The sequence below is a fragment of the Azohydromonas lata NBRC 102462 genome (genome assembly GCF_001571085.1).
GTDB lineage: Bacteria > Pseudomonadota > Gammaproteobacteria > Burkholderiales > Burkholderiaceae_C > Azohydromonas > Azohydromonas lata.
Genome location: NZ_BCTC01000065.1, coordinates 13,987 through 36,886, shown reverse-complemented (window position 1 = coordinate 36,886; position 22,900 = coordinate 13,987). Strand labels below are relative to the sequence as shown.

Annotated in this window: 21 protein-coding genes; 6 read left to right on the top strand and 15 right to left on the bottom strand. The window is 71.1% G+C overall.

All coding sequences use genetic code 11. The features are described from left to right. Positions 1–230: 230 nt before the first annotated feature. The 8 genes from ALA01S_RS20255 to ALA01S_RS20220 form a co-directional block, all read right to left on the bottom strand. Positions 231–932 (bottom strand): biotin-independent malonate decarboxylase subunit gamma, encoded by a 702-nt coding sequence (locus ALA01S_RS20255; protein WP_066340176.1) that lies wholly within the window; start codon positions 930–932, stop codon positions 231–233. Positions 933–950: 18 nt separating this feature from the next. Continuing rightward, positions 951–1,847: a biotin-independent malonate decarboxylase subunit beta gene (locus tag ALA01S_RS20250; protein ID WP_238455869.1), complete on the bottom strand. Its 897-nt coding sequence runs from the start codon at positions 1,845–1,847 to the stop codon at positions 951–953. Beyond that, the gene (gene mdcC / locus ALA01S_RS20245) at positions 1,844–2,179 is read right to left on the bottom strand and encodes a malonate decarboxylase acyl carrier protein (protein ID WP_066340172.1); all 336 of its coding nucleotides are present in this window, start codon (positions 2,177–2,179) and stop codon (positions 1,844–1,846) included. Before mdcC ends, ALA01S_RS20250 begins: the two co-directional genes overlap by 4 nt. A gap of 13 nt (positions 2,180–2,192) precedes the next feature. After that, complete coding sequence (gene mdcA / locus ALA01S_RS20240) at positions 2,193–3,875, bottom strand: malonate decarboxylase subunit alpha (RefSeq protein ID WP_066340171.1); 1,683 nt, start codon at positions 3,873–3,875, stop codon at positions 2,193–2,195. A gap of 52 nt (positions 3,876–3,927) precedes the next feature. Continuing rightward, positions 3,928–5,301 carry an SLC13 family permease gene (locus tag ALA01S_RS20235; RefSeq protein WP_066340169.1) on the bottom strand — a complete coding sequence of 458 codons (1,374 nt, stop codon included), beginning with the start codon at positions 5,299–5,301 and terminating at the stop codon, positions 3,928–3,930. A 297-nt stretch (positions 5,302–5,598) separates the two neighbouring features. Further along, positions 5,599–6,648 carry a Bug family tripartite tricarboxylate transporter substrate binding protein gene (locus ALA01S_RS20230; protein ID WP_084267753.1) on the bottom strand — a complete coding sequence of 350 codons (1,050 nt, stop codon included), beginning with the start codon at positions 6,646–6,648 and terminating at the stop codon, positions 5,599–5,601. A 148-nt stretch (positions 6,649–6,796) separates the two neighbouring features. Next, entirely contained in the window at positions 6,797–7,711 is a 915-nt protein-coding gene (locus ALA01S_RS20225; protein WP_066340166.1) for a LysR family transcriptional regulator, read from the bottom strand. Positions 7,712–7,757: 46 nt separating this feature from the next. Next, on the bottom strand, positions 7,758–9,827 hold the full coding sequence (locus tag ALA01S_RS20220; RefSeq protein ID WP_238455868.1) for a sigma-54-dependent Fis family transcriptional regulator: 2,070 nt from the start codon (positions 9,825–9,827) through the stop codon (positions 7,758–7,760). 277 nt (positions 9,828–10,104) lie between these two features. Between ALA01S_RS20220 and ALA01S_RS20215 the strand changes: the two genes are divergently transcribed. The 6 genes from ALA01S_RS20215 (at position 10,105) to ALA01S_RS20190 (ending at position 14,895) form a co-directional block, all read left to right on the top strand. After that, complete coding sequence (locus tag ALA01S_RS20215) at positions 10,105–11,244, top strand: ChuX/HutX family heme-like substrate-binding protein (protein ID WP_066340161.1); 1,140 nt, start codon at positions 10,105–10,107, stop codon at positions 11,242–11,244. Positions 11,245–11,267: 23 nt separating this feature from the next. Beyond that, positions 11,268–11,705: a ferric iron uptake transcriptional regulator gene (fur, locus tag ALA01S_RS20210; RefSeq protein ID WP_066340158.1), complete on the top strand. Its 438-nt coding sequence runs from the start codon at positions 11,268–11,270 to the stop codon at positions 11,703–11,705. Positions 11,706–11,983: 278 nt separating this feature from the next. Beyond that, positions 11,984–12,769: a transporter substrate-binding domain-containing protein gene (locus ALA01S_RS20205; RefSeq protein ID WP_066340154.1), complete on the top strand. Its 786-nt coding sequence runs from the start codon at positions 11,984–11,986 to the stop codon at positions 12,767–12,769. Positions 12,770–12,778: 9 nt separating this feature from the next. Then, complete coding sequence (locus ALA01S_RS20200) at positions 12,779–13,453, top strand: amino acid ABC transporter permease (RefSeq protein WP_066340149.1); 675 nt, start codon at positions 12,779–12,781, stop codon at positions 13,451–13,453. 1 nt (position 13,454) lies between these two features. Next, a complete protein-coding gene (locus ALA01S_RS20195; protein WP_066340144.1) occupies positions 13,455–14,105 on the top strand; it encodes an amino acid ABC transporter permease in 651 nt (216 codons plus the stop codon). A 19-nt stretch (positions 14,106–14,124) separates the two neighbouring features. After that, the gene (locus tag ALA01S_RS20190; protein ID WP_066340196.1) at positions 14,125–14,895 is read left to right on the top strand and encodes an amino acid ABC transporter ATP-binding protein; all 771 of its coding nucleotides are present in this window, start codon (positions 14,125–14,127) and stop codon (positions 14,893–14,895) included. A gap of 31 nt (positions 14,896–14,926) precedes the next feature. Here ALA01S_RS20190 and ALA01S_RS20185 read toward each other — a convergent pair whose 3' ends face one another. The 7 genes from ALA01S_RS20185 to ALA01S_RS20155 all read right to left on the bottom strand — a co-directional run bounded on the left by ALA01S_RS20185 (position 14,927) and on the right by ALA01S_RS20155 (position 22,899). Then, positions 14,927–15,634, bottom strand: coding sequence for a GntR family transcriptional regulator (locus tag ALA01S_RS20185; RefSeq protein WP_066340140.1), 708 nt, complete (start codon positions 15,632–15,634; stop codon positions 14,927–14,929). 100 nt (positions 15,635–15,734) lie between these two features. Further along, positions 15,735–17,087: a C4-dicarboxylate transporter DctA gene (locus tag ALA01S_RS20180; RefSeq protein WP_066340137.1), complete on the bottom strand. Its 1,353-nt coding sequence runs from the start codon at positions 17,085–17,087 to the stop codon at positions 15,735–15,737. Positions 17,088–17,200: 113 nt separating this feature from the next. Beyond that, the gene (locus ALA01S_RS20175; RefSeq protein ID WP_066340135.1) at positions 17,201–19,435 is read right to left on the bottom strand and encodes a hybrid sensor histidine kinase/response regulator; all 2,235 of its coding nucleotides are present in this window, start codon (positions 19,433–19,435) and stop codon (positions 17,201–17,203) included. A 131-nt stretch (positions 19,436–19,566) separates the two neighbouring features. Next, a complete protein-coding gene (locus ALA01S_RS20170) occupies positions 19,567–20,091 on the bottom strand; it encodes a gamma carbonic anhydrase family protein (protein WP_066340131.1) in 525 nt (174 codons plus the stop codon). A gap of 121 nt (positions 20,092–20,212) precedes the next feature. Continuing rightward, entirely contained in the window at positions 20,213–20,749 is a 537-nt protein-coding gene (locus tag ALA01S_RS20165; protein ID WP_066340128.1) for a response regulator transcription factor, read from the bottom strand. Then, on the bottom strand, positions 20,739–22,097 hold the full coding sequence (locus ALA01S_RS20160; protein ID WP_238455867.1) for an ATP-binding protein: 1,359 nt from the start codon (positions 22,095–22,097) through the stop codon (positions 20,739–20,741). The genes ALA01S_RS20165 and ALA01S_RS20160 overlap by 11 nt, the downstream gene beginning before the upstream one ends. Further along, the gene (locus tag ALA01S_RS20155; RefSeq protein ID WP_307189684.1) at positions 22,084–22,899 is read right to left on the bottom strand and encodes an SURF1 family protein; all 816 of its coding nucleotides are present in this window, start codon (positions 22,897–22,899) and stop codon (positions 22,084–22,086) included. Before ALA01S_RS20155 ends, ALA01S_RS20160 begins: the two co-directional genes overlap by 14 nt. Position 22,900 lies beyond the last annotated feature (1 nt).

Genomic DNA, 22,900 nt, shown 5'->3' with positions numbered 1-22,900 from the left:
GGGAGACGAAGCGCCCTGACTGACGGGATGCAAGCACCGCCTTCAGTTTTCCCGTTGCAGCGCAGCACGCCCTTGCTGGGATGACGGCTCGCAAAGCGCTGCGGACCGGCCGCCAGACGGCGGCAGGTGTTAGACCGTCTAACACCGGGTTCATGGGGGCCCGCACCGTAACGGTCGCCGCATGACCAGCGCCTTGCCTGGAATCCACCTTCCCTCCCGTCTGCCCGCGCTCAAGCCGCGTCCAGCACCCGCTGCACCACCGAGGCCGCCAGCCGCCGCCCGCCCCGCTCGGCGCCGTCCACGGCGCGCGTGTCCTCGGTGGGCGTGTGGGCCAGGGCGTCGCGCAGGCCCTGCGCCAGGTCGCCGCGCCACAGCCCGCGCACGCCGCCCATGGCCACGTAGTTCTGCACGCCGGGGGCGAACACGGGGTTGGTCATCGACAGCGCCTCCAGCATCTCCGGCGCCAGCTTCGTGATGCGCGCCATGGCCGGGATGCGCATGACGCGGATCTCCGCTTCCGGCAGCGCGTAGCAGGCGTCGGCGATCAGGCCGGAGGTGATGAAGCCGCCGGACAGGGCCTGGTCGTAGACCAGGCCGATGACGCGGTGGCCGCGGCGGCGGGCCAGGTCCACGCACATGCCCAGGTGCGCCATCGCGCGGTTGATGCCCAGCAGCTCGTCGCGGCGGCGCAGCTGCTGGCCCTGCGTGTCTATGAGCAGCAGGATGGCGCGGCCCGGGTGGTTCACCAACGTGTCCATCACCACGCGCGCCTGGGCCAGCGCCAGCTTCACGCCTATGGGCGCGTGGCCCGTCGTGCCCACCACGGTGACGGGGGCGCCGTCGAAGGTGGCCGTGCCGTGCAGGAAGTCGCCGTCGGCGGTGATGCCGTGCTGCTCGCCGAAGAGGCGCGTGGCCAGGGTGTTCCAGTGCATGTGAAAAGACTCCTCTCGTCAGGCCGCGCGCAGCGCGAGCACGTCGTCCACGTCCAGGGCCGGCACGCGCTCGGCCTGCTGCACCCCCAGGCTGCGCCACAGCGTGACGGCCTCCTCGTCGCCGTCCAGGCCCGCGGGCAGCAGCTCCAGCCGCCGCGCCAGTTGGAGGTGCTCGGCCCGCAGCGATTCCAGCGTCACCGGGCGGCGCTCATCCAGCGCGGCGATGGCGGCGGCGCGGAAGGCGTGCACGTCGTCCTCCACCAGCACGTCGCAGTCGCCGCTGAGCCAGCGGTGCTTGCCGCCCGTGGTGCGCCACACCAGGGCGCGGTCGCGGGCGTCGAACTCCTCCACGCCGTGGGAGGCTTCGATCACCTCGGGGCCGGACATGGCCAGGCGGCCCACGTCGCTCATGACGATGAAGTCGGTGCAGCGCGCCACGATGCCCATGCCGCCGAAGCAGCCGTTGGCGCTGCCGATGAGCGTGATCACGGGAATGCCGGCGGCACGCACGTCCAGCACGGCGCGCATGACCTCGGAGACGGCGATCAGCCCCGCGTTGGCCTCGTGCAGCCGCACGCCGCCGGAGTCGGCCAGCAGCAGCACGGCGTCCGGCCGGTCGCGCAACGCGCGCCGCAGCAGCCCAACGAGCTTGGCGCCGTGCACCTCGCCCACGCCGCCGCCCGTGAAGGCGCCTTCCTGCGCGGCGACGAACACGGGGCGCCCGCCCAAGGTGGCGCGGCCCACGGCCACGCCGTCGTCAAAGGCCGAGGGCACGCCCAACTGCGCCAGGTGCGGGCTGCTCACGCGCTCGGCCGGGGGCAGCCATTCGTGGAAGGAGCCGGCATCGAGCAGGCGCGCCAGGCGCTCGCGCGCGGAACATTCGGCCCAGCTGATGGGGGTGGTCATGGCGGTCATGGCTGGTTTCCTTGCAGCGGCAGCTCGGCCACGGCCTGGTCCAGGCGCAGGCCGACGACCGCGGGCGTGGCGCCCATGTCGTTGATGGAGAGGCGCACCCCGGCCAGCGGGTGGCGCTGGTGGAAATCTTCCAGCACGGCCTGCCAGGTGCTGCCGAAGCCGCGCGCCGAGGTCTCGACGTGCACGCTGCACTGGTTGCCGGCGGCGGGTTCCAGCATCACCTCCAGGTTGCCGGAGCCCACCACGCCGACCAGCACGGGCGCGAACGCGCCGGCCGGGCGGAAGCCTTGGAAGTGGAAATCTAGGGTTTCGATGCCTGCGTGGCTGCTCATGGGGAGTCGTCCTTTACCAGTTGCGGAAGCGCTTGGGCGGCTGGTAGAGGCCGCCGGAGGCGCGCACGAGGTCGCGCATGGAGCGCGCCGCCAGCAAGTTGCGCGTCGCGTCGCGGGGGTCTATGCCGAGGTCGGCGGGGCGGCGGATCACGCCGCGGTCGCGCAGGTTTTCCACCATGCGCTTGTCGCGCCCGCGGCCCACGGCCGTGTAGCCGGCCACGCCGCGGATGGCCTGCTCGCGCTCCTCGTCGCTGCGGCACAGCAGCAGGTTGGCGATGCCTTCCTCGGTGAGGATGTGGGTGACGTCCTCGCCGTAAATCATGATGGGCGGCAGCTCCATGCCGGACTGCTCGGCGAGCTGCCAGGCGTCCAGCCTGTCCACGAAGGCCGGCTGCATGTGCTCGCGGAAGGTCTCCACCATCTGCACCACCAGCTTCTGGCCGCGTGGCGTGCCGGCGGCGCCGCCGCGGCCGGCGCGGGCCTCCTGCCCGGCGCGCAGCCACGCCGGGCTGACGTGGCGGCGTCCGCGCGCGTCCGCCCCCATGTTGGGCGCGCCGCCGAAGCCGGCGATGCGTCCCAGCGTGGCGGTGGAGCTGTTGCCGTCCAGGTCCATCTGCAGCGTGGAGCCGATGAAGAGGTCGCAGGCGTAGTGGCCCGCGGCCTGGCTGAAGGCGCGGTTGCTGCGCAGGGAACCGTCCGGGCCGGTGAAGAAGACGTCGGAGCGGGCGCGGATGTAGTCCTCCATGCCCAGCTCGGAGCCGAAGGAGTGGATGGACTGCACCCAGCCGGCCTCGATGGCCGGGATGAGCGCCGGGTGCGGGTTGAGCGCCCAGTGCTTGCAGATCTTGCCCTTGAGGCCCAGCGACTCGGCGTAGGTGGGCAGCAGCAGCTCGATGGCCGCCGTGTCGAAGCCGATGCCGTGGTTCAGGCGCTGCACGCCGTACTCGGCGTAGATGCCCTTGATGGCCATCATGGCCATGAGCACCTGGATTTCGCTGATCTGCGCCGGGTCGCGGGTGAAGAGGGGTTCGATGAAATTGGGCCGCGGCGCCTTCACCACGAAGCTGACCCAGTCGGCCGGGATGTCCACGCGCGGCAGCGTGGTGGTGGCGCCATCGACCAGCTCATTGACCTGCGCGATGACGATGCCGCCGGAGAAGGCCGTGGCCTCGACGATGGCGGGCGTGTCCTCGGTGTTGGGCCCCGTGTAGAGGTTGCCCTGCGCGTCGGCCGCCTGCGCCGCCACCAGCGCCACCTGCGGCGTGAGGTCCACGAAGTAGCGCGAGAACAGCTCCAAATAGGTGTGGATGGCACCGATCTCGATGCGGCCTTCGGACACCAGCTTGGCCAGGCGCGCCCCTTGGGGGCCTGAAAAACTGAAATCCAGCCTTGCGGCGATGCCGTTGTCAAAAACGTCCAGGTGCTCGGGCAGCGCCAGCACCGACTGCACCATGTGCAGGCCGTGCACGCGCTCGGGGTTGAGCTGCACCAGGGCCTGGGCCAGGAAGTCGGCCTGCTTCTGGTTGTTGCCTTCGAGGCAGACGCGGTCCTTGGGCTCGATGACGGCTTCGAGCAGCTCGGTGATGGCGGCGGCATCCGCCACCTTGCCGCGCAGTTGGGAGCCCAGGGCCTGCGCGGCGCGCGCCAGGCGCGCGGCGCGGTTGTCGGCCCGCGTGGTCCAGTTCCTTGTGGTCATGGTGTGCAGGGGTGAATGAAGCGTTGAAGGGGAAGCCGGCGCCGCGCTCGCGTCACAGGACGACGAAGAGCAGCCACACCACCACGGGGGCGATGAGCGTGACGGCGCCGCCGTAGATGAGGAGCTGGCGGAAGAAGCGCTCGCGGTTGACGCCCTTGGCGTTGGCCAGGACGAGCGCGCCGTTGGTGGAGAAGGGACTGACGTCCACGATGGTGGAAGACACGGCCATGGCGGCGATGAAGCCGATGGCGCCCACGCCGGCGTCGCCCTGCAGGAAGGGCACGGCCAGCGGGATGAGCGAGCCCAGCACCGCGGTGGAGGAGGCGAAGGCGGAGACGATGGCGCCGACCACGCACAGCAGCAGCGCGGCCGTGAGCGGCGAGCTGAAGGCGGCCACGCTGTCGCCCACCCAGGCGATGGTGCCCATCTTCTCCATCACGGCCACGTAGGTGCTCACGCCCACGATGAGCATGATTTCCGGCCAGGACACCTGGCCCAGCGCCGCCTTTTGCAGGTTGGGCTGCAGCAGGCTCAGCAGCAGGCCGATGCTGATGGAGACGAAGCCGATGTCGAGCTTGTAGACCAGCGTGAGCACGGCCAGCGCCAGCAGGCCCAGGGCCGTGATGACCTGGTAGATGCGGCCGCCCTGGCCCTGCGGGCGGCCGTCGTCCTGGATGAGCGTCGACTGGCCCTGCGCGGTGCGGCGGGCCTCGCCGACGGCCTCGGCCTCGGCGTCGCCGAACACCTGCGCGCCGGATTGGGCGTGGGTGGTGTGCGGGATGTCGTCCAGCAGCGAGTTGCCGAAGCCGGAGGGCTTCTTCTGCATCAGCTTCAGGCCGCCCATGCAGACGAACAGGCCCACGGCGACGGCGAAGTTGATGCCGAAGCTCGCCAGCATGGTGGCCATCTCGCTCAGCGGCAGACCGGCCTTGGCGACGATCTTGTTGGTGATGCCGCCGTAGATGCTGATGGGCGAGAAGCCGCCGGCCTGCGCGCCGTGAATGACCAGCAGGCCCATCATCAGCGGATTGATGCCGTGGCGCGCCGCGAAGCCCAGCGCGATGGGCGCGATGATGGCCACGGCCGCCGGGCTCACGGCGCCCACCGCGGTGAGGCCCGCGGCGATGAGGAACATGATCCAGGGAATGGCCGCGATGCGCCCGCGCACCGCGCGCACCGCCAGGCCCACCAGCCAGTCGATGGTCCCGTTGTTCTGCGCCAGCGCGAACAGGTAGGTGATGCCGGCCAGCGTGAGGAACAGGTCGGCCGGGAAGCCGCCCAGGATGGCCTTGGCCGGCATGCCCGCCACCAGCGTGCCGACCAGGAAGGCGCCCACGAAGGCGAGCACGCCCATGTTGATGGGCAGCGCGGTGGCCACCACGAACATCGCGCCCAGCGGCGCTATCGAAAGCCAATGAGGGTTCATGCCTTGTCTCCAGAAGTTCGGCTTCAGCCGTATTGATTTCTGGGTGCAAAGGTAGAAGCCAGAGGGCGTTGGAACAATGAAGCTGGCCGTCGGATCGTTACGACGGCCGTAAACATCAGCAGGCCGACCCAGTCCCAGGCGGGCCAGGCCAGTGACCAGCAAAACGCCCTCGGCAGCCGCGCTGCCGAGGGCGTTGAAGGGAAAAGCCGCACGGCCGGCCCGCCGGCCGCGGCGCGCCGGGGAGTTTTCAGAAGGCTGGACGTTCACTCCCGGCGAAACGGTGGCGACGCAGGCGCATCAATCCAGCTTGACGTTGGCGGCCTTGACCACCTCGCCCCAGCGTTTCGTTTCCGCCTGCACGAAGTCGTGGAAGGCCTTGCCGGTGAGCGTGGGCGTGTCGGCGCCCAGGCCGTTCCAGCTCTCCTTCATCTCCTTGGTGGCGAACACCTTGGCGAGGTCGGCGGTCATGCGGTCTATGGCGGCTTGCGGCGTGCCCTTGGGCGCCCACAGGCCGTACCAGGTGGCGACCTGGTAGGTGGGCACGCCGCTTTCGGCGGCGGTGGGGATTTCCGGGAAGCCGGGGGCGCGCTTGTCGCCGGCCACGGCCAGGGCCTTCACGCGGCCGCCCTTGATGTGCGAGGCGGAGGAGCCCAGGCCGTCGAACATCATGTCGATCTGCCCGGCCATCACGTCCTGCAGCGCGGGGCCGGCGCCGCGGTAGGGCACGTGGACGAGCTGCGCGCCGGTCTGCAGCTTGAACAGCTCGCCGGCCAGGTGGTGCGAGGTGCCGTTGCCGGCCGAGCCGAAGTTCACCTTGCCGGGGTTGGCCTTCACGTAGGCCAGGAACTCCTGCAGCGTGTTGGCGGGCACGCGCTTGGCGTTGACGATGATGACCTGCGGCACGCTGGCCAGCAGCGCGACGGGAACGAAGTCGCGCTCCAGGCTGTAGTCCAGCTTGGGGTAGATGGCCGGGGCGATGGCGTGGTGCACGCCGCCCATGAACCACGTGTAGCCGTCCGGCGCGGCCTTGGCCGCCAGCGTCGCGCCCACGTTGCCGCCGGCGCCGCCCTTGTTGTCGATGATGACCTGCTGCCCAAGCTGCCTGGACAGCGCCGCGAACAGCGGGCGGGCGAAGGAATCGGTGCCGCCCCCGGCCGGGAAGGGCACGATGACCGTCACCGGTTTCGTCGGCCAGGCCTGGGCCTGCGTTGGGCCGGAAAGGACTGAGAGCCCGGCGCCGGTCAGCGCCAGGGCGCCCAGGGCGAGCACCTGGCGGCGGCGAAACGCCTGGGAAAGGGCATGGGAGGCGCTGCCGCGATGGGCGCGCGCGCCCGGACGATGGGCCATGGTTTTGTCTCCGTCATTGGCGGCCGTGGCCGCCAGGTTGTTGTGAAGACAAGTTAGGAAGCCCGCGCAGGGACATCAATGACGCTGTGCGTCAAATCTTTACGGTTGGCGTAACGGTGGTGAATCGGTGGGCCGCCGGGCCCCGAAATCAGACCAATTGCGCCTTGGCCGACCTGCACACCGCCAGCAGCGTGAGCAGGTTCGGATCGCGCTCGCGCGTGCGCAGGAAGTGCATGGCGATGGTCTGGCGCAGGCGGTAGCGCTCGGTCAGCGGTATCAACTCCACGCCCGCGGGCAGCGCGCGGCGCACGCGCGAGGGCAGCAGCGTGTAGCCCACGCCGCCGTGCACCAGGTTCATGAGGGAGAAGATGTCGCCGGTCTGCATCACCACGTTGGGCTGGAAGCCGGCGGCACGAAAGGCCTCCACGAAGCCGGAGGAGGTGATGAAGCCCTCGCTGAGGCTCACGAAGCGCTCCTCGGCGCAGGCGCCCAGGTCCACTTCGGCCATGCGTGCGTAGGGCGAGGTGGAGGGGGCGGCGAAGCACAGCACGTCCTCGAACAGCGGCTCCACCTCCAGGTCCGGCGCGCTGGCGGGCAGGCCCATGAAGGCGGCGTCTATGGCGCCGTCGCGCAGCTTCTGAAGCAGGTCGGCGTTGGAGCCCAGCACCAGCTCGGTCTGCAGCGCCGGCTTGCGCTGCTTGAGGCCCACCACCAGCGTGGGCACGGTGCGGCTGGTCAAAGAGAAGAGCGAGCCCAGGCGGATGCGGTCGGCCCCGTAGCCGGCGGCCTCGCGCGTGGCGCGTATGCCCTCGGCCATGCCTTTCAAAACCTGCTGCGCCGCGTCGGCCAGCACCTGCGCCGCGGGCGTGGGCAGCAGGTTGCGGCCCTCGTGGCGGAACAGCGTGCAGCGCAGCCCGGCTTCCAGCGAGTGCAGCGCGCGGTGCACGCTCACGGCGCTGGTGTCCAGCCGCTCGGCGGCGCGGGAGAGGTTGCCCGTCTCCATGAAGGCCAGCAGCACGGCCAGCTTGCGGAAGGTGATTTCCTCGTCGATGGGAGCAGTCATGGTCGGGGTCGCGGTGGCCGGCCGGCGCGCCGCGACGCCGGCCCTGTCAGTGGATGCCGCTGGCCGGGGTGTTCCAACGCAGCTTGCGGTAAATGGTGTTGCGGCTGATGCCCAGCCGCTTGGAAGCGGCCGAGATGTTGCCTCCGGCCGCGGCCAGCGCCGCTTCTATCAGCCGTATTTCCTGCTCGTGCATGGTCATCGCCCCGGCGGGCGCGGACGGTTCGCAGCCGCCGGCATGGTCGCACGCGGCGGGCGCGGACAGCGCAGGCCGCAGCAGCGCGCCGCCAGCCTCTGGCGCCGCGGCCGCCGTGGAAGCGTCGGCCAGTGCAAACGGCGTTGCCGACGCCCCAGGCAGCGGCGCCGGCCTGGCCGGCTGCGCTTGAAACTCGTCCAGGAAATCGTCGGCCAGGTGCTCGCGGGTGATCTGCGGCTCGCCGGCGGCCATGACGGCGGCGGCGCGCAGCACGTTGGCGAGCTGGCGGACGTTGCCCGGCCAGTGGCAGCGCTCGAACAGCGACATGACCTCGGCACTGATGCGCGGCGCGCCGCGCGGGCACTCGTGGGCCAGGATGCGCTGCGCCACCAGCGCCAGGTCGCTGCGCTCGCGCAGCGGCGGCAGCCGCAGCACCAGGCCGTTCAGGCGGTAGTACAGGTCTTCTCGGAACTCGCCGCGCTGGATCATCCCGCGCAGGTTGCGGTGCGTGGCGCCGATGACGGCGATGTCCACCTCCAGGGCCTTGCCGCCGCCCAAGGGCATGACGCGGCGCTCCTGCAGCACGCGCAGCAGCCGCGCCTGCAGCGGCAGCGGCATGTCGCCGATCTCGTCCAGGAACAGCGTGCCGCCGTGGGCCTGCGCGATGCGCCCGCTGGCGCCCTTGCGCCGCGCGCCGGTGAAGGCGCCCTCCTCGTAGCCGAAGAGCTCGGCCTCGATCAGCGCCTCGGGGATGCTCGCGCAGTTGACGGCCACGAAGGCCTGGGCGGCGCGGCGGGACTCCAGGTGCACCGCGCGCGCGAGCAACTCCTTGCCGGTGCCCGTCTCGCCCAGGATGAGCAGCGGGATGTCGCGGTTGACGACGCGGCGCACCTTCTGCACCACGGCCTCGATCTGCACGTCGCCGGTCTGCAGCGCGCACAGGCCCGCGGGCGTCCAGGGCAGCGCGGCGGCGCCGCTTTCGCCCCCCGCCGCGGCCGCCGGCGCCTCGGGGCGCGTGAGCGCGGCCAGCGTGGCCCAGTCCATGCGCACGCTGACGTGCAAAGGCCGCCCGTCGCGCAGCCTGAGCGTCATGGGCAGTGCCAGCGCGGCACGCACCTGCTCGGCCAGGGCCGAGATGCCCACGCCGAACAGCGCCGGCAGCGTCTGGTTGCGCAGCGCCATGCCGCTCAGGCCCAGTTGCTCCAGCGCGCTGCGGTTGGCGCCCAACAGCCGGCCGTCCAGGCCCACGGCCACGATGCCTTCGAGCAGCGTGCCTATGAATTCGGGGCGGGCATGGAAGTGCAGCCGCACGCGGTCGGCGCCGTGCTCGGCGCAGGCCAGGTTCTCCGCCATGCGCGCGGCCACGTCCAGCAAGCCCGCGGCATGCTCCTGGCGGACATGGCGGTCGCCGTACAGGCACAGCACGCCCAACAGGTTCTGGCGCAGGTCGAACACGGGGGCCGCCGCGCCGCTGAGCCCGTGGCAGGCGTGCATGAAGTGCTCGTCCGCATGCACCAGCACCGGCCGCTCCGCCACCAGCGCCGTGCCGATGGCATTGGTGCCGCGGGCGGGCTCGGCCCAAGGGGCGCCGGGCACCAGGCCCGCCTCGGCGCCGCGCGCCAGGGCCGGCACATCGCCCTCGCACTGCAGCACCGTGCCGCGGGCGTCCGCCAGCACCAGCAGGGTGTGCGTGCCGGCCGTCTGGCGCGACAGCATCTCCATCGCCGGCGCCACCAGCGCCAGCAGGCGGCGGCTGCGCTCGCGCGCCGCGGCCGGGTCCAGGCTCTCCTGGGCGGCGGCATCCGCGCGCGCGATGCGGGTGAGACCCTGCGCAAGGCAGCGCTCGTGCGAGTCTCGTATCAAGCCCCCCAGGGCTCGTTCGGCCGGGGTGGACATGAAGGTGGCGTTCGACCGTCGTGACACGTGATCTCCTGGCGGCAAGCGACGCGTCCCCCTACCGGACAGCTCCACCCTGTTTCGTTTTCGAACAACGTCCTCGCCGAGCGCCGCGATGCTCGGCCGCCACCGCAGCCTTGTCCATCGGGGAGCGGCTCACCTGTACCGCGCGGGCGCCGAAAGTGGCAATTTGGCACAAGCCCGTAAGGCTTCAGCAAGCATTGCAAATGCGAGTCATTCTCATTAAAGTAGAGGCCGACAGTCCGCCGCCGTGGCGGTCCCCTGCAATGGAAGAGCTATCGACATGGCTGCGACAGACAAGCGGGCCGAGGCACGGCCCCTGCCGCCGACGACGGGCGCCACCGAGCGCAGCGCGTCGCCGCGCCGGCACGCGCCGGCCGGAACGCCCGCATCGCAGGTGCGCGCCCTGCCGAGCCTGGTGCGCCGGCGCGCGCTGCGCTCGCCGGGCCTGCGCGCAGCTTATGCACACGAGCGCGCAGCGCAGCCGCAGGCGCGCCGGGGCGACGTCGCGCTGGCGCTGGGCGTCACCGAGGGCGAGTTGATCGCCGCGCATGCCGGGCTGTTCCAGCCGGCGCTGTCCTCGCTGAGCGCACGCCACCTGCTGCCGCAATGGCGCCGCATCGCCGCCGCGCTGCCGGCCTTGGGCGTGGTGCGCAGCATCACGGGCAACCGCTGGTGCCGGCTGGAGAACACCAGCGCGGCGCAGGAGCTCACCCGCCGCTGCGAGCAGGCCGCGGGCGACGCACCGGCCTGCACCTGCCTGGCCGACGCTGCCGCGGCCGGCGCCTGGGCCCACGGCTTCGCCATCGAGGAGCGCGGGGCCGACGGCCGCGTGGAACGCAGCCTGCAGTTCTTCGACCTCTACGGCCAGTCGGTGGCGGAAGTCGTGCTGTTGGAAGGCAGCCGGGTGGAGGCTTTCCTGGACATCGTGGAGAGCTTCTCCAGCTGGCAGCTCGCGCCGGGGCTGGTGATCCCGGTGAAGAAGCCGGCCGCTGCGCCTCGCCGCATGGCCGTGGCCGCGTTCGACAGCGCCGTGGCCGGTGAAGGCGGCACGGCGACGCGGCTGCCCAACGCCAGCACGCACCAGGTGCTGGCCGGCGCCGCGCACAGCGGCGTGCCGCTGACGCTGCGCGTGGAAAGCCGCGGCGGGCGCCTGAGCCGCAGCGGCGCGCTGCAGGACGTGCGGCTGGACGGCCCCTGGCTGCACGCCCGCGGCGCCGGCCACGGCCTGCGCCTGCGCGCCGACGCCATCGCCCAAACCTGGCTGCTGCGCCGCCCAACGCCCAATGGCACGCGACATGCGTTGGTGCTGCTGGACGCCGCCGGCGAGCCCATCGCCAGCATCAGCGCCGAGACCGACGCCGAGGGCAGCGAGCGCGGCGAGTGGCGCAGCCTCCTGAGCCAACTCGCCGCCCAGGCCTGACCCCGGTTCCACACGAAGCACCCATGACCAAATCCCGCAACGACCACATCGCCGAGCTGCAGACCAGCGGGCTCAAGGCCACCCTGCCCCGCCTGAAGGTGCTGGAGGTGTTCCAGCGCGAAACGGCCTCGCACCTCAGCGCGGAAGACATCTACCGCCACCTGATCGCCGAGGACGCCGACATCGGCCTGGCCACCGTCTACCGGGTGCTGGCGCAGTTCGAGCAGGCCGGGCTGCTCAAGCGCACGCAGTTCGAAGGCGGCCGCGCCGTGTTCGAGGTGGACCACGGCAAGCACCACGACCATTTGGTGTGCGTGGCCTGCGGGCGCATCGAGGAGTTCGTGGACGCCGAGATCGAGCAGCGGCAGCACGCCATCGCCCGCGAGCGCGGGTTCGAGCTGCGCGAGCACGTGCTCGCGCTGTACGGACGCTGCTCGCGCCCGGAGTGCCAGGCCAACTGACGGGCGGCGCCGGCACGGCGCGCCTTCACGGCTGACGCCGAGCGCTCACGGCTCACGGCTCAGCGCCAAGCGCTCACCGCCCACCCCGCGGCCCGCCGGCTCCCCGGCGGGCCGCGGCCGTTTGAGGGCGGCGCATTCCCTGCATAAGACGCCGGACGATTGGCATATGCCTTGCATACAAGGCTTGCATGGAGATGAAGCACGCACTTTTGCACCAGGCCGGTGCACACCGCGCGCTTCTTTCCGCCGACCCTCACCGACCCCAAAGGAAAGCCGCCATGAACCGCCGCCAATTCGCCCGCGCCCTGGGCGCCGTGAGCCTCGTGATCGCCGCCGGAGCCCACGCCCAAAGCGCGCTGGACGAGGTGCTCGCCCGCAAGAGCATCAACATCGCCGTGCCTACCGACTACGCCCCTTACGGTTTCGTGGGCACCGACATGGTGCCCCGTGGGCTGGACGTGGACATGGCGCAGCTCATTGCCGCCAGGCTGGGCGTGAAGGCCGAGCTGGTGCCGGTGAGCAGCGCCAACCGCATCCCCTACCTGCAGACCAAGAAGGTGGACCTGGTCATCTCCACCTTGGGCAAGAACCCGGAGCGGGAGAAGGTGATCGACTTCACCGCGGCCTACTCGCCCTTCTTCCAGGCCGTGTTCGCACCCAAGTCGCTGCCGGTCAAGAGCGCGGCGGACCTGGCGGGCAAGAGCGTGGGCGTGACGCGCGGCGCGATCGAGGACATCGAGCTCAGCAAGATCGCCCCGGGCAGCACGGACATCAAGCGCTTCGAGGACAACAACGCCACCATCGCCGCCTTCGTCTCCGGCCAGGTGCAGGTGGTGGCCACCGGCGCCTCGGTGGCGGGCAACATGATGGCGCGCAACCCGCAGTTGGGCACCGAGTTCAAGTTCGTGCTGAAGGACTCGCCCAACTTCATAGGCCTGGCCAAGGGCGACGACAAGCTGCGTGCCAAGGTCAACGAGATCATCGCGGCGGCCAAGGCCAGCGGCGAGCTCGACCGCATGGCCGTGAAGTGGCTGGGCCGCCCGGCCGGCGACCTGCCCAACTGAGCCGGCGCGATGAAGCTCGAATTCGCCGACGTGCTGGCCTACTGGCCGCTGCTGCTGCAGGGCGCGGCGCTGACGCTGGCCCTGAGCGCCGTGGCCGCGGCGCTGGGCTTGGCGCTGGGCGTGGCCTGCGGCTGGGCGCGCGCCTGGGGGCCGGCGTGGCTGCGCCCCATCGCGGGCGCCTACGTGGAGCTCATACGCAACACGCCCTTCATCGTCCAGCTCTTCTTCGTGTTCTTCGGCCTGCCCAGCCTGGGAGTGAAGCTCACGCCGGAGGTGGCTTCCGTCATCGCCATGGTGCTCAACCTGGGCGCCTACGCGGCGGAGATCGCCCGCGCGGGCATGGAAGCCACGCCGCGCGGCCAGATCGAAGCCGCGCGCAGCCTGGCGCTGACGGAGGCGCAGGTCTTCCTGCGCGTGGTCATGCCGCCGGCGCTGGGCCGGGTGTGGCCGGCCATGGTCAGCCAGATCGTGATCGTGATGCTGGGCTCGGCCGTGTGCGGGCAGATCGCCGCGCAGGAGCTGAGCTACACGGCCAACCTGATTCAAAGCCGCAACTTCCGCGCCTTCGAATCCTTCATCGTCGCCACGGCGCTGTACCTGCTGCTGGCGGTGCTGTTGCGGCAAGTGCTCAACCACATCGGCCCGCGCTGGATCTTTGGCCGTACACCGCAAGCGGGGCGCTGACATGGTGGAATTTTCCTTGTGGGACATCCTGCGCAACCTGCTGCTGGCCGCGCGCTGGACGGTGGCGCTGTCGCTCATGGCCTTCGTCGGCGGCGGGCTGCTGGGCCTGGCGCTGCTGGCGCTGCGCCTGACGCGCCGGCCCTGGGCGGAGCGCGCCGTGGCCGTGTACGTGCAGCTCTTCCAGGGCACGCCGCTGCTCATGCAACTGTTCCTGGCCTACTTCGGCCTGGCGCTGCTGGGCCTCAACGTGCCGGCCTTCGTGGCCGCGGGCGCGGCGCTCACGCTGTACGGCAGCGCCTTCCTCAGCGAAATCTGGCGCGGCTGCGTCAACGCCATTCCCAAGGGGCAGTGGGAGGCGGCGGACAGCCTGGCGCTTTCCTTCAGCGAGAAGCTGCGCCACGTCATCGGCCCGCAGGCGCTGCGCATCGCCATCGCGCCCACGGTGGGTTTCTCGGTGCAGATCATCAAGGGCACGGCGCTGGCCTCCGTCATCGGCTTCATCGAGCTGACCAAGGCCGGCACCATGATCACCAACACCACCTTCCGCCCCTTCACGGTCTACGCCTGCGTAGCCCTTCTCTACTTCGTGCTGTGCTGGCCGCTGTCGGCCTGGAGCCGCCGCCTGGAAAGGAAACTGGCCCGTGTCCATTGAGTCTTTGACCGCCCCCGCCGTGGCGGCTGCGGCGGCGCCTGCCGCCGCATCTTCTTCCTCACCCATCGTCAACGTCCACGCGCTGCGCAAACGTTTCGGCAGCAACGAGGTGCTCAAGGGCATAGACCTGCAGGTGCAGCGCGGCGAGGTGGTGTGCATCATCGGCAAGAGCGGCTCCGGCAAGAGCACGCTGCTGCGCTGCATCAACGGCCTGGAGACCTTCCAGGACGGCAGCCTGGAGGTGGACGGCCAGCCGCTGCGCCACGGCGACGCCCAGGCCATGCGCGCGCTGCGCCAGCACGTGGGCATGATCTTCCAGAATTTCAACTTGTTCCCGCACCTGACGGTTGGGCGCAACGTGATGCTGGCGCCCACGCTCGTAAAACAGCGCGGTGCGGCCGAGGCCGAGGCGCATGCGCGGCGCTTGCTGGAGCGCGTGGGCCTGGCCGACAAGTTCGAGGCGTGGCCCGACCAGCTCTCCGGCGGCCAGCAGCAGCGCGTGGCCATTGCGCGGGCGCTGGCCATGGAGCCCAGCGTGATGCTGTGCGACGAGATCACTTCCGCGCTGGACCCGGAGCTGGTGGGCGAGGTGCTCAAGGTCGTGGAGCGCCTGGCCGACGAGGGCATGACGCTGCTCATGGTCACGCACGAGATGGGTTTCGCGCGCAAGGTCAGCGACCGCGTGGTGTTCATGCACGCCGGGCGCATCCATGAAATGGGCCCGCCGGCGGCGCTGTTCGGCAACCCGCAGACGCCGGAGCTCAAGCAGTTCCTGTCGGCGCTGCACTGAGGCCCTGCAGGCGCCGGGAGGCGCCTCGGGTTCAGGCCGCCGTCGTCCGCGCCGCGGCCAGCGGCGCCAGCGACGCGCGCAGCCGCTCCTTGGCGTCGGCCGTGGCGGCGGACTGGCCCAGCGCGTCCTCCACGTTGCCGATGTGATCCAGCATCAGCGCGGTGGCGCGCGGGAAGTCGCCCGCTTCTATGGCCTCGACGATGCGCGCGTGGTCCTCGCAGGACTCGCGCGCATCGTGCGTGGATTGGTAGAGCGTGGCCACCAGCGTGGTGCGGGCCGTGAGGTCGCGCAGCATGTCGGCCAGCACGCGGTGGCCCAGGCATTCGGCCAGGCAGACGTGGAAGTCGGCCAGCATGAAGGCGCGCGTGGCGGGGTCAGACTGGTCTATGGCCGCGCGCTCCTGCGCCAGGTGCTGGCGCATGCGGGCGATGGCCGTCTGCAGCGGCTGGCCCTGCAGCGCCTGGCCCGCCTGGGCCAGCAACCCGGACTCCACGGCGCGGCGCGCGGCGAAGGCGTCGCGCGCCTCCTCGGCCGAGGGCTCCACCACGTACCAGCCCTTGCGGCTGCGCACCTCCACGAAACCGCGCGCCTGCAACTGCATCAGCGCCTCGCGCACCAGCGTGCGGCTCACGCCGAAGAGGTCCGCCAGCTCCTGCTCGCCCAAACGCTCTCCGGGCAGGAGGCGCTGGGCCAGGATGGACTCGACGACGCGCTGGGCAATTTCGACTTGGGTGGGCATGGGCGTAACTGTATCGGCTGGCCGCGGGGCTTCAGGCACCGCCAGGGATCGGCCTCTTGCAAGGCCGTGCCCCTTGCGGCATGCGCACGCTTGGGCGTGCTCAGGCGTTGAGCGTGCCGGTGCGCGCCAGCGCCGGGGCGGCGGCGGCCGGGGGGGTGTCCTCGTCGGCATTGGCGATGGTTTCCTCGGTGGGCACGCGGCCGTCGAGCACGGCGTGCGCCCGCTCGCGGTCAATGTCGCCTTCCCAGGCCGCCACGGCCACGGTGGCCACGCAGTTGCCGATGAGGTTGCCCAGCGCCCGCGCAATGCCCATGAACCAGTCCACCGACAGCACCAGCACCAGGCCGATGGCGGGAATGGCCGGCACCGCGTGCAGCGTGGCCGCCAGCACCACGATGGCCGAGCCCGGCACGCCGTGCGCGCCCTTGGACGTGACCAGCGAGATGGCCAGGATGGTCAGCAGGTCCGCCATGCCTATGGGCGTGTTGGTCGCCTGCGCAATGAACACCGCCGCCAGCGTGATGTAGATGGAGAACGCATCCAGGTTGAAGGAGTAGCCGGTCGGGATGACCAGGCCCACCGTGGAGTCGCGCACGCCCATGCGGCGCAGCTTGGCCATGATCTGCGGCAGCACGCTGTCGCTGGAGGTGGTGGCCAGCACCACCATCAGCTCCTCGCGCAGGTAGCGCAGCAGCTTGAAGATGTTGAAGCCCGCCAGGCGCAGGATGCCGCCCAGGATGCCCACCACGAAGATGGCCACCGCCACGTAGAACAGCGCCACCAGCATGCCCAGCTGCTTGAGCGAGCCGATGCCGTACTTGCCCACGGTGAAGGCGATGGCGCCCAGCACGCCCAACGGGGCCAGGCGGATGAGGATGCCCATGATCTTGAACAGCACGTGCGAGAGCGTGTCCACGAGATCGGCCACCAGCGCGCCGCGCTGACCCAGCATGGTGAGCGCGCAACCGAAGAGCACCGCGAACAGCAGCACCTGCAGCACGTCCCCGGTGGCAAAGGCGCCCACCACGGTGGTCGGGATGAGCTTCATCAGGAAGTCCACCGTGCCGCCGCTTTCGAGCTTGCTGGCGTTCTCGGCATAGGCGCTCATGGCCGAGGCGTCCAGCGCCTTGGGGTCCACGTTCATGCCCACGCCGGGCTGGAACACGAAGGCCAGCAGCAGGCCCAGCGCCAGCGCGATGGTGGTGACGACCTCGAAGTAGATGAGCGCCTTCACGCCCACGCGGCCCACGCGCTTGAGGTCGCCCGCGCCGGCGATGCCGTGCACCACCACGCAGAACACCAGCAGCGGAATGACCATCTTGATGAGCTTGATGAAGCCGTCGCCCAACGGCTTGAGCTTCAAGGCGAACTCCGGCACCAGCAGGCCCAGCAGCACGCCGACGCACAGCGCCAGCACCACCTGGCCGAACAGGGATCTGAAAAATCGAGGCATGGCTCTTGTCTCCAACAACGACCGCAACAGCAAGTGCAGGCTGTTTGCACCGGTTTGTGCTCAAGCTTGCATACAAGCACTGTAGGCAAGAGGCGGCAAATTACCTTTGGGGTTTACCCGTCGTGCGGATCGGAAAGCGAAAGATGGCGATGCAGCAGCATGCGCAACTGGTCCATGTCGAAGGGTTTCACCAGCACGGCGTCCATGCCGGCTTCGAGGCAGAGGCGGCGGTCGTCGGCCAGGGCGCTGGCGGTGAGCGCCAGGATGGGCGTGCGCGGCAGGCCTTGCTCCTGTTCCAGCGTGCGTATGCAGCGGGCGGCGCCCAAGCCGTCGAGCAGGGGCATGTGCATGTCCATGAGCACCACGGCGGGCCGCGTCTTCTCGAAGGCTTCCACGGCCTGCACGCCGTCGGCGGCGCGGTCGGCGTCCATCCCCAGTCCTTCCAGGATGGCGCAGGCCAGCTCCATGTTGACCTCGTTGTCCTCGGCCACCAGCGCGCGGCGGCCGGACAGCTCGCCGGCGTGGACCGGCTTGGGCGTCGGCATGGCTGCGGCAGCCGGGGCCGGCGGCAGCGGGAGGGTGAACCAGAACTCCGAGCCCTCGCCCAAGCGGCTGTTCACGCCCAGCTCGCCACCCTGCAACTGCACCAGGCTGCGCGCGATGGCCAGCCCCAGGCCGCTGCCGCCGAAGCGCCGCGTGGTGGAGCTGTCGCTTTGCATGAAGGGCTGGAAGATGCGCTGCTGCTCGGCCTCGTCCAGGCCCATGCCGGTGTCGGCCACGGCCAGGCGCCAGTGGCCTTCGGCGCGCGGCTGCACGCGCAGCACCACGCTGCCCATGCCGGTGAACTTGATGGCGTTGGACAGCAGGTTGTTGAGCACCTGCGACAGCCGCAGCGGGTCGCCCAACACGGGGCCGTGGCCGGCGGCCTCGGCCGGCGGCGCCATCTCCAGCCGCAAGGCCAGGCCCTTGGCCTGGGCCTGCGCCTGGTAGAGCGCGATGCAGTCGCGCACCAGGTGCACGAGGTCAAAGGGCGAGCGCTCCATCTCCATGCGGCCGGCCTCGATGCGGGAGAAGTCCAGCACGTCGTCTATGACGCCCAGCAGCAGCCGCCCGGAGCGCTCGATCACCTGCGCCTGCTGCAATTGCGCCGGCGGCAGCGGCGCGGCCAGGAGCTGGCGCGCCATGCCCAGCATGCCGTGCAGCGGGGTGCGGATCTCGTGGCTCATGTTGGCCAGGAACTGCGACTTCACGCGGCTGGCGGACTCGGCCGCGCTGCGTGCGGCGTCGAGCTGGCCCAGCGCGGCGCGGCGCCGGCGCAGCAGGCGAAAGATCCACAGCACCAGGGCGGCGACGAGGGCGTCCAGCGCCAGCGTGGTCACGCCGATGAACCAGGCGGTGCGGCGCCAGTCGCGCAGCAGCAGCGATTCGGTGGCGGTGACGCTGACCACCAGCGGGAATCCCGCCACGGCATGGGAGCAGGACAGGCGCGGCTGCGTGTCCGCCGGGTTGGACAGCCGTGCCGCGCTGGTGCGCACCGTGGCCGCCTGTTCGCCGCGCGCCATGGCCTCGGCCAGCGCCCTCATGCCCGGCGAGTTGCGGTAGGAGCGGCCCAGCATCTCGGCGTTGGGCGGATGGCGGGCCAGCAGCACGCCGTCGCTGCGCAGCAGCAACGCCGCGCCTTCGGCTTCACCCAACCGGATGCCGCCGTAAAAGCGCTCGAAGTAGCCCACCTGCAGGCCGACCACGGCCAGGCCGAGCAGCCGCCCGTCGGCGCCGTGGATCTTGCGCGCCATGAAGATGTCCCAGCGCCCGCTGGCGCGGCTGGGCAGCGGCTCGGAGATGTAGCGCTCCAGCATGGGATCGGCCTGGTGGGCGCGGAAGTAGTCGCGGTCGGCCACGCTCAGGTGCGTGCTGGGGTACACGCGCGCGGCATTGACCACGCTGCCGTCCAGGGCCACCAGCAGCAGCGCGTCCAGCAGCGGCGTGTCGTCGGCGCGCTCGCGCAGCAGCTCGTGCATGGCGCGCGAGCCGAAGGCGCTGCGCAGCTCGGCGTCGCTGTGCAGGTGTTCGGACTCCACGCGGTCCACCACGCGGTCCAGGACGAAGTCAGCCGTGCGGAAAGTTTGGGAGGCGTGCTCGGCCACGGTGGCCGAAAAGTGGCCCAGGGTGCGCTCCCAGGTGCGCAGGTTGTCGGCACGGCTGCGCCACAGCACCAGCGCGGCGGAAACGCTCAGCGCCAGGATGACGAGGGCGCCCAGGAGCAGCACCACGGCGTCGCGCCGCGGTTCGGCGGCCAGCGGCGCGGCGGCGGTGGCGTCCAAGGAGCTGCTGGCCTGGGCTGCGGCCATGGGGAGGGCGGCGTGGAGTGGGGCGACGCCCTGCCGGGAGCAAACCGCGGGCTCACCCCTGGGCAACCGGCATCATTCCCGGGTTGACCCAAAAACGTGGCGGCTTCGGAGCCGGCCGCCGCGGCGGTGGATCAGCCCACGCGCTCCAGTTGCGTGGCGAATTGGGCGCCCCGGTCCACGTAGACGGCGGCGGCGCGCTCCAGGCGGGCGACGTCCTCGTCGCTGAGCTGGCGCACCACCCTGGCCGGCGCGCCCAGGATGAGGCTGCGGTCCGGAAACTCCTTGCCCTCGGTGACGATGGCGCCCGCGCCCACCAGGCACTGCTTGCCGATTCTGGCGCCGTTGAGCACCACCGCCTGTATGCCTATGAGCGAGCCCTCGCCAATGGTGCAGCCGTGCAGCATGGCCTGGTGGCCGACGGTGACGCGCTCGCCGATGGTGAGCGGATAACCGGGGTCCGCGTGCAGGACGGCGCCTTCCTGCACGTTGGACGATGCGCCTATGCGAATGGGCTCGTTGTCGCCGCGGGCCACGGCCTGGAACCACACGCTGGCCTGCGGGCCGAGCTGCACGTCGCCCACCAGCGTGGCGTCGGGGGCGACGAAGGCGGTGGCGTCAACGCAGGGGGCCTTGTCGCCCAGGCGGTACAGCGGCATCGGTGAATCCTTTCAGGCGCCGGCGCGCTTTTTGGGCGGGCGCGGTTCAAGTGGGGGGCGGCCGCAAGGCGGCCAGGGCTGGAAGTATCCCAGCCGCCGCGGCCCCTGCGGCGCGCCGCGCCTACTTCACGCGCTGCTTTTCCAGCTTGCGCGTGAGGGTGCGCCGGTGCAGGCCCAGGCGGCGGGCGGTCTCGGAGATGTTGAAGCCGGTGTCGGCCAGCGTCTCGTGGATGCGCTCCCACTCCAGCGTCTTGAGCGAGGTGGCGCGGGCGGTGAGCTCCACGTCGGCGTTGCCCTGGTCGCGGCCGAAGGCGGTCTCGATGTCGTCGGTGTTGGCGGGCTTGGCCAGGTAGTGGCGCGCGCCGAGCTTGATGGCCTCCACGGCGGTGGCGATGCTGGCGTAGCCGGTGAGGACGACGATGACCATGTCCGGGTCCTGCTCGTGCAGGTACTGCACGCAGGCCAGCCCGGAGGCGCCGCCGCTGAGCTTCAAGTCCACCACGGCGTAGCCGGGGCGCTCGGCCTGCAGCACGGTTTGCACCTCGGCCAGGCTGGACGCGCGCACCACCCGGTAGCCGCGGCGTTCGAAGGAGCGGTAGAGCGTGCGGGCAAAGGCCGCGTCGTCCTCGACGATCAGGAGTTGGCGTTCAGTGTCCATGGCCGGATTGTTCACGCAGGGCCAAAGCCGCAAGGGGCAATCGGATGATCACCTCGGCGCCGCCGCCGTCGCGGTTGCGCGCCTGCAGCCGCCCGCCCAACAGGCGCGCGACGTTGACGGAAAGAAAGAGGCCCAGGCCGCCGCCGGGGCGGCCCTTGCTGGATTGGTAGGGCTTGCCCAGTTGCGCGAGCATCTCGCGCGCAAAGCCGGGGCCGCGGTCGAGCACGCGCAGCAGCAGCTCGTCGTCCTCGCACTGCACCCACAGCGTGGGCTCGGCGCCGGGTGCGGCCTCCAGGGCGTTGTCCAGCACGTTGCCTATCATTTGCTGCAGCGCGGTGTCGGAAACGATGAGCAGGTCCGGCACGCCTTCGCGCCGGTAGTCCAGGCCGGGCGCGGGGCGGGTGCGCCGCCACTGGGCCACGAAGTCGTCCAGGAAGGCGTGCAGCGTGGTTTCCACCGGCGCCTCGCCGCGCGTCTCGCCCGCGGCGAGCAGGATGCCGCTGACGATGCGCTTGCAGCGCTGTATCTGCACCTGCATCTCCTCGATCTCCTCGCGCAGCTCCGGCTCACCGGCAAACACGGCCATGCGCGACCAGTCGCCCAGGATGACCGACAGCGTGGCCAGCGGCGTGCCCAGCTCGTGCGCGGCGCCGGAGGCCAGCAGGCCGATGCGCACGATGTGCTCCTCCTCGGCCGCGCGCTGGCGCAGGTTGGCCAGCCGCTCGTCGCGCTGGCGCAGGTTGCGCTCTATGCGGCCCACAAACAGCACCAGCAGCGAGGCCACCAGCGCGAAGCACAGCAGCAGCCCGCCCACGTAGTGCACGGACAGGGCCTGCTCCAGCCCGGGCAGGTCCAGCGGGCGGTGCCACTGCGTGAGCGCGACGAAGCAGCCACCGGTGAGCAGCACCATGGCCCAGCTGTAGCGCGGCTTGAGCAGCACGGTGGCCACCACCACCTGCAGCAGGAACAGGAAGATGAAGGGGTTGGTGACGCCGCCGCTGTAGTAGAGCTGGCCGGAGAGCACGGTGACGTCCACCAGCAGCCCGGCAAAGAGCTCCTTGTCGTCCACGTTGTGCGCGGCGCGGCTGCGCACGGCGCTCACCACGTTGAAGAACGCCAGCGCGCCCAGCAGCGCCAGCATCTCGCCCAAGGGCAGCCGCAGGCCCAGCACGTAGCGCACGGCCAGGATGGTGAGCAGTTGCCCGCCCACGGCCAGCCAGCGCAGCTGCACGAGCTGCACGAGGTTCTTGCGCCCGGCCAGGTGCTCGGCGCGTCCGGCGTCGGCCTGCCCGGCCTCCGTGTCCGCCGCGGCCACGGGCGCCGGCAGCGGCCCCTCAGTCGCCGCCACGGTGCAGGGCGGAAGCCGCTGGGGCGTGCGCGTCGCGCAACCGGCGCTCGCAGCGCAGCAGGTAGAGGGCGGCCGCGGCCACCATGGCCGCCAGCGCGTACCAGGTGATGGCGTAGGAGAGGTGGTTGTTGCTGAACTTCACAACGGTGAGGCCCGCGCGCGGCCAGGCGTCGGCCGGGGCGCCGGGGGCGGTGGAGGCGTCCACGAAGTATGGCGCCACGGCGCCGGTGCGCCCAACGCCGCCCAGGTCACGCGCGGCGGCGATGGCGGCCACGTCGCGCGAGTACCAGCGCGCTTCAGCCGGCGCGTTCTTCTGCAGCAGGCTGCCTTCGGGTTCGGACAGGCGCAGCAGGCCGGCAACGGTTTGCTCGCCCTGCGGCTCGGGGCCCCGCACTTCGCTCGCGCGCATTTCCGGTGGAATGAAGCCGCGGTTGACCAGCAGCCAGTAGCCGCGCTCGGTGCGCAGCGGGGTGAGCACCCAGTAGCCCGTGCCCAGCTCGGTACTGGCGCGCACCAGTGTTTCCAGCTCGTGGGCGTAGGTGCCGCGCACGCCGACGCGGCGGTACTCGTAGTCCTCGCGGTTGAGCGTGGGCCAGTCGCTTGGGCCCGGCGCCGGCACGGGCGCGGCCTGCAGCCGCTGCTCGACGCGGGCGATGAGCTCGCGCTTCCAGGCCAGGCGCTGCACCTGCCAGGTCCCCAGCGCCAGGAAACCCGCAAGCAACAGGGCCGCGCCCGCCATCAGCGCCACCAGGGCGCCGCGGCTGCGCGGCCCACGAGGGAGAGAAGCGTCTTCCCGCGTCACG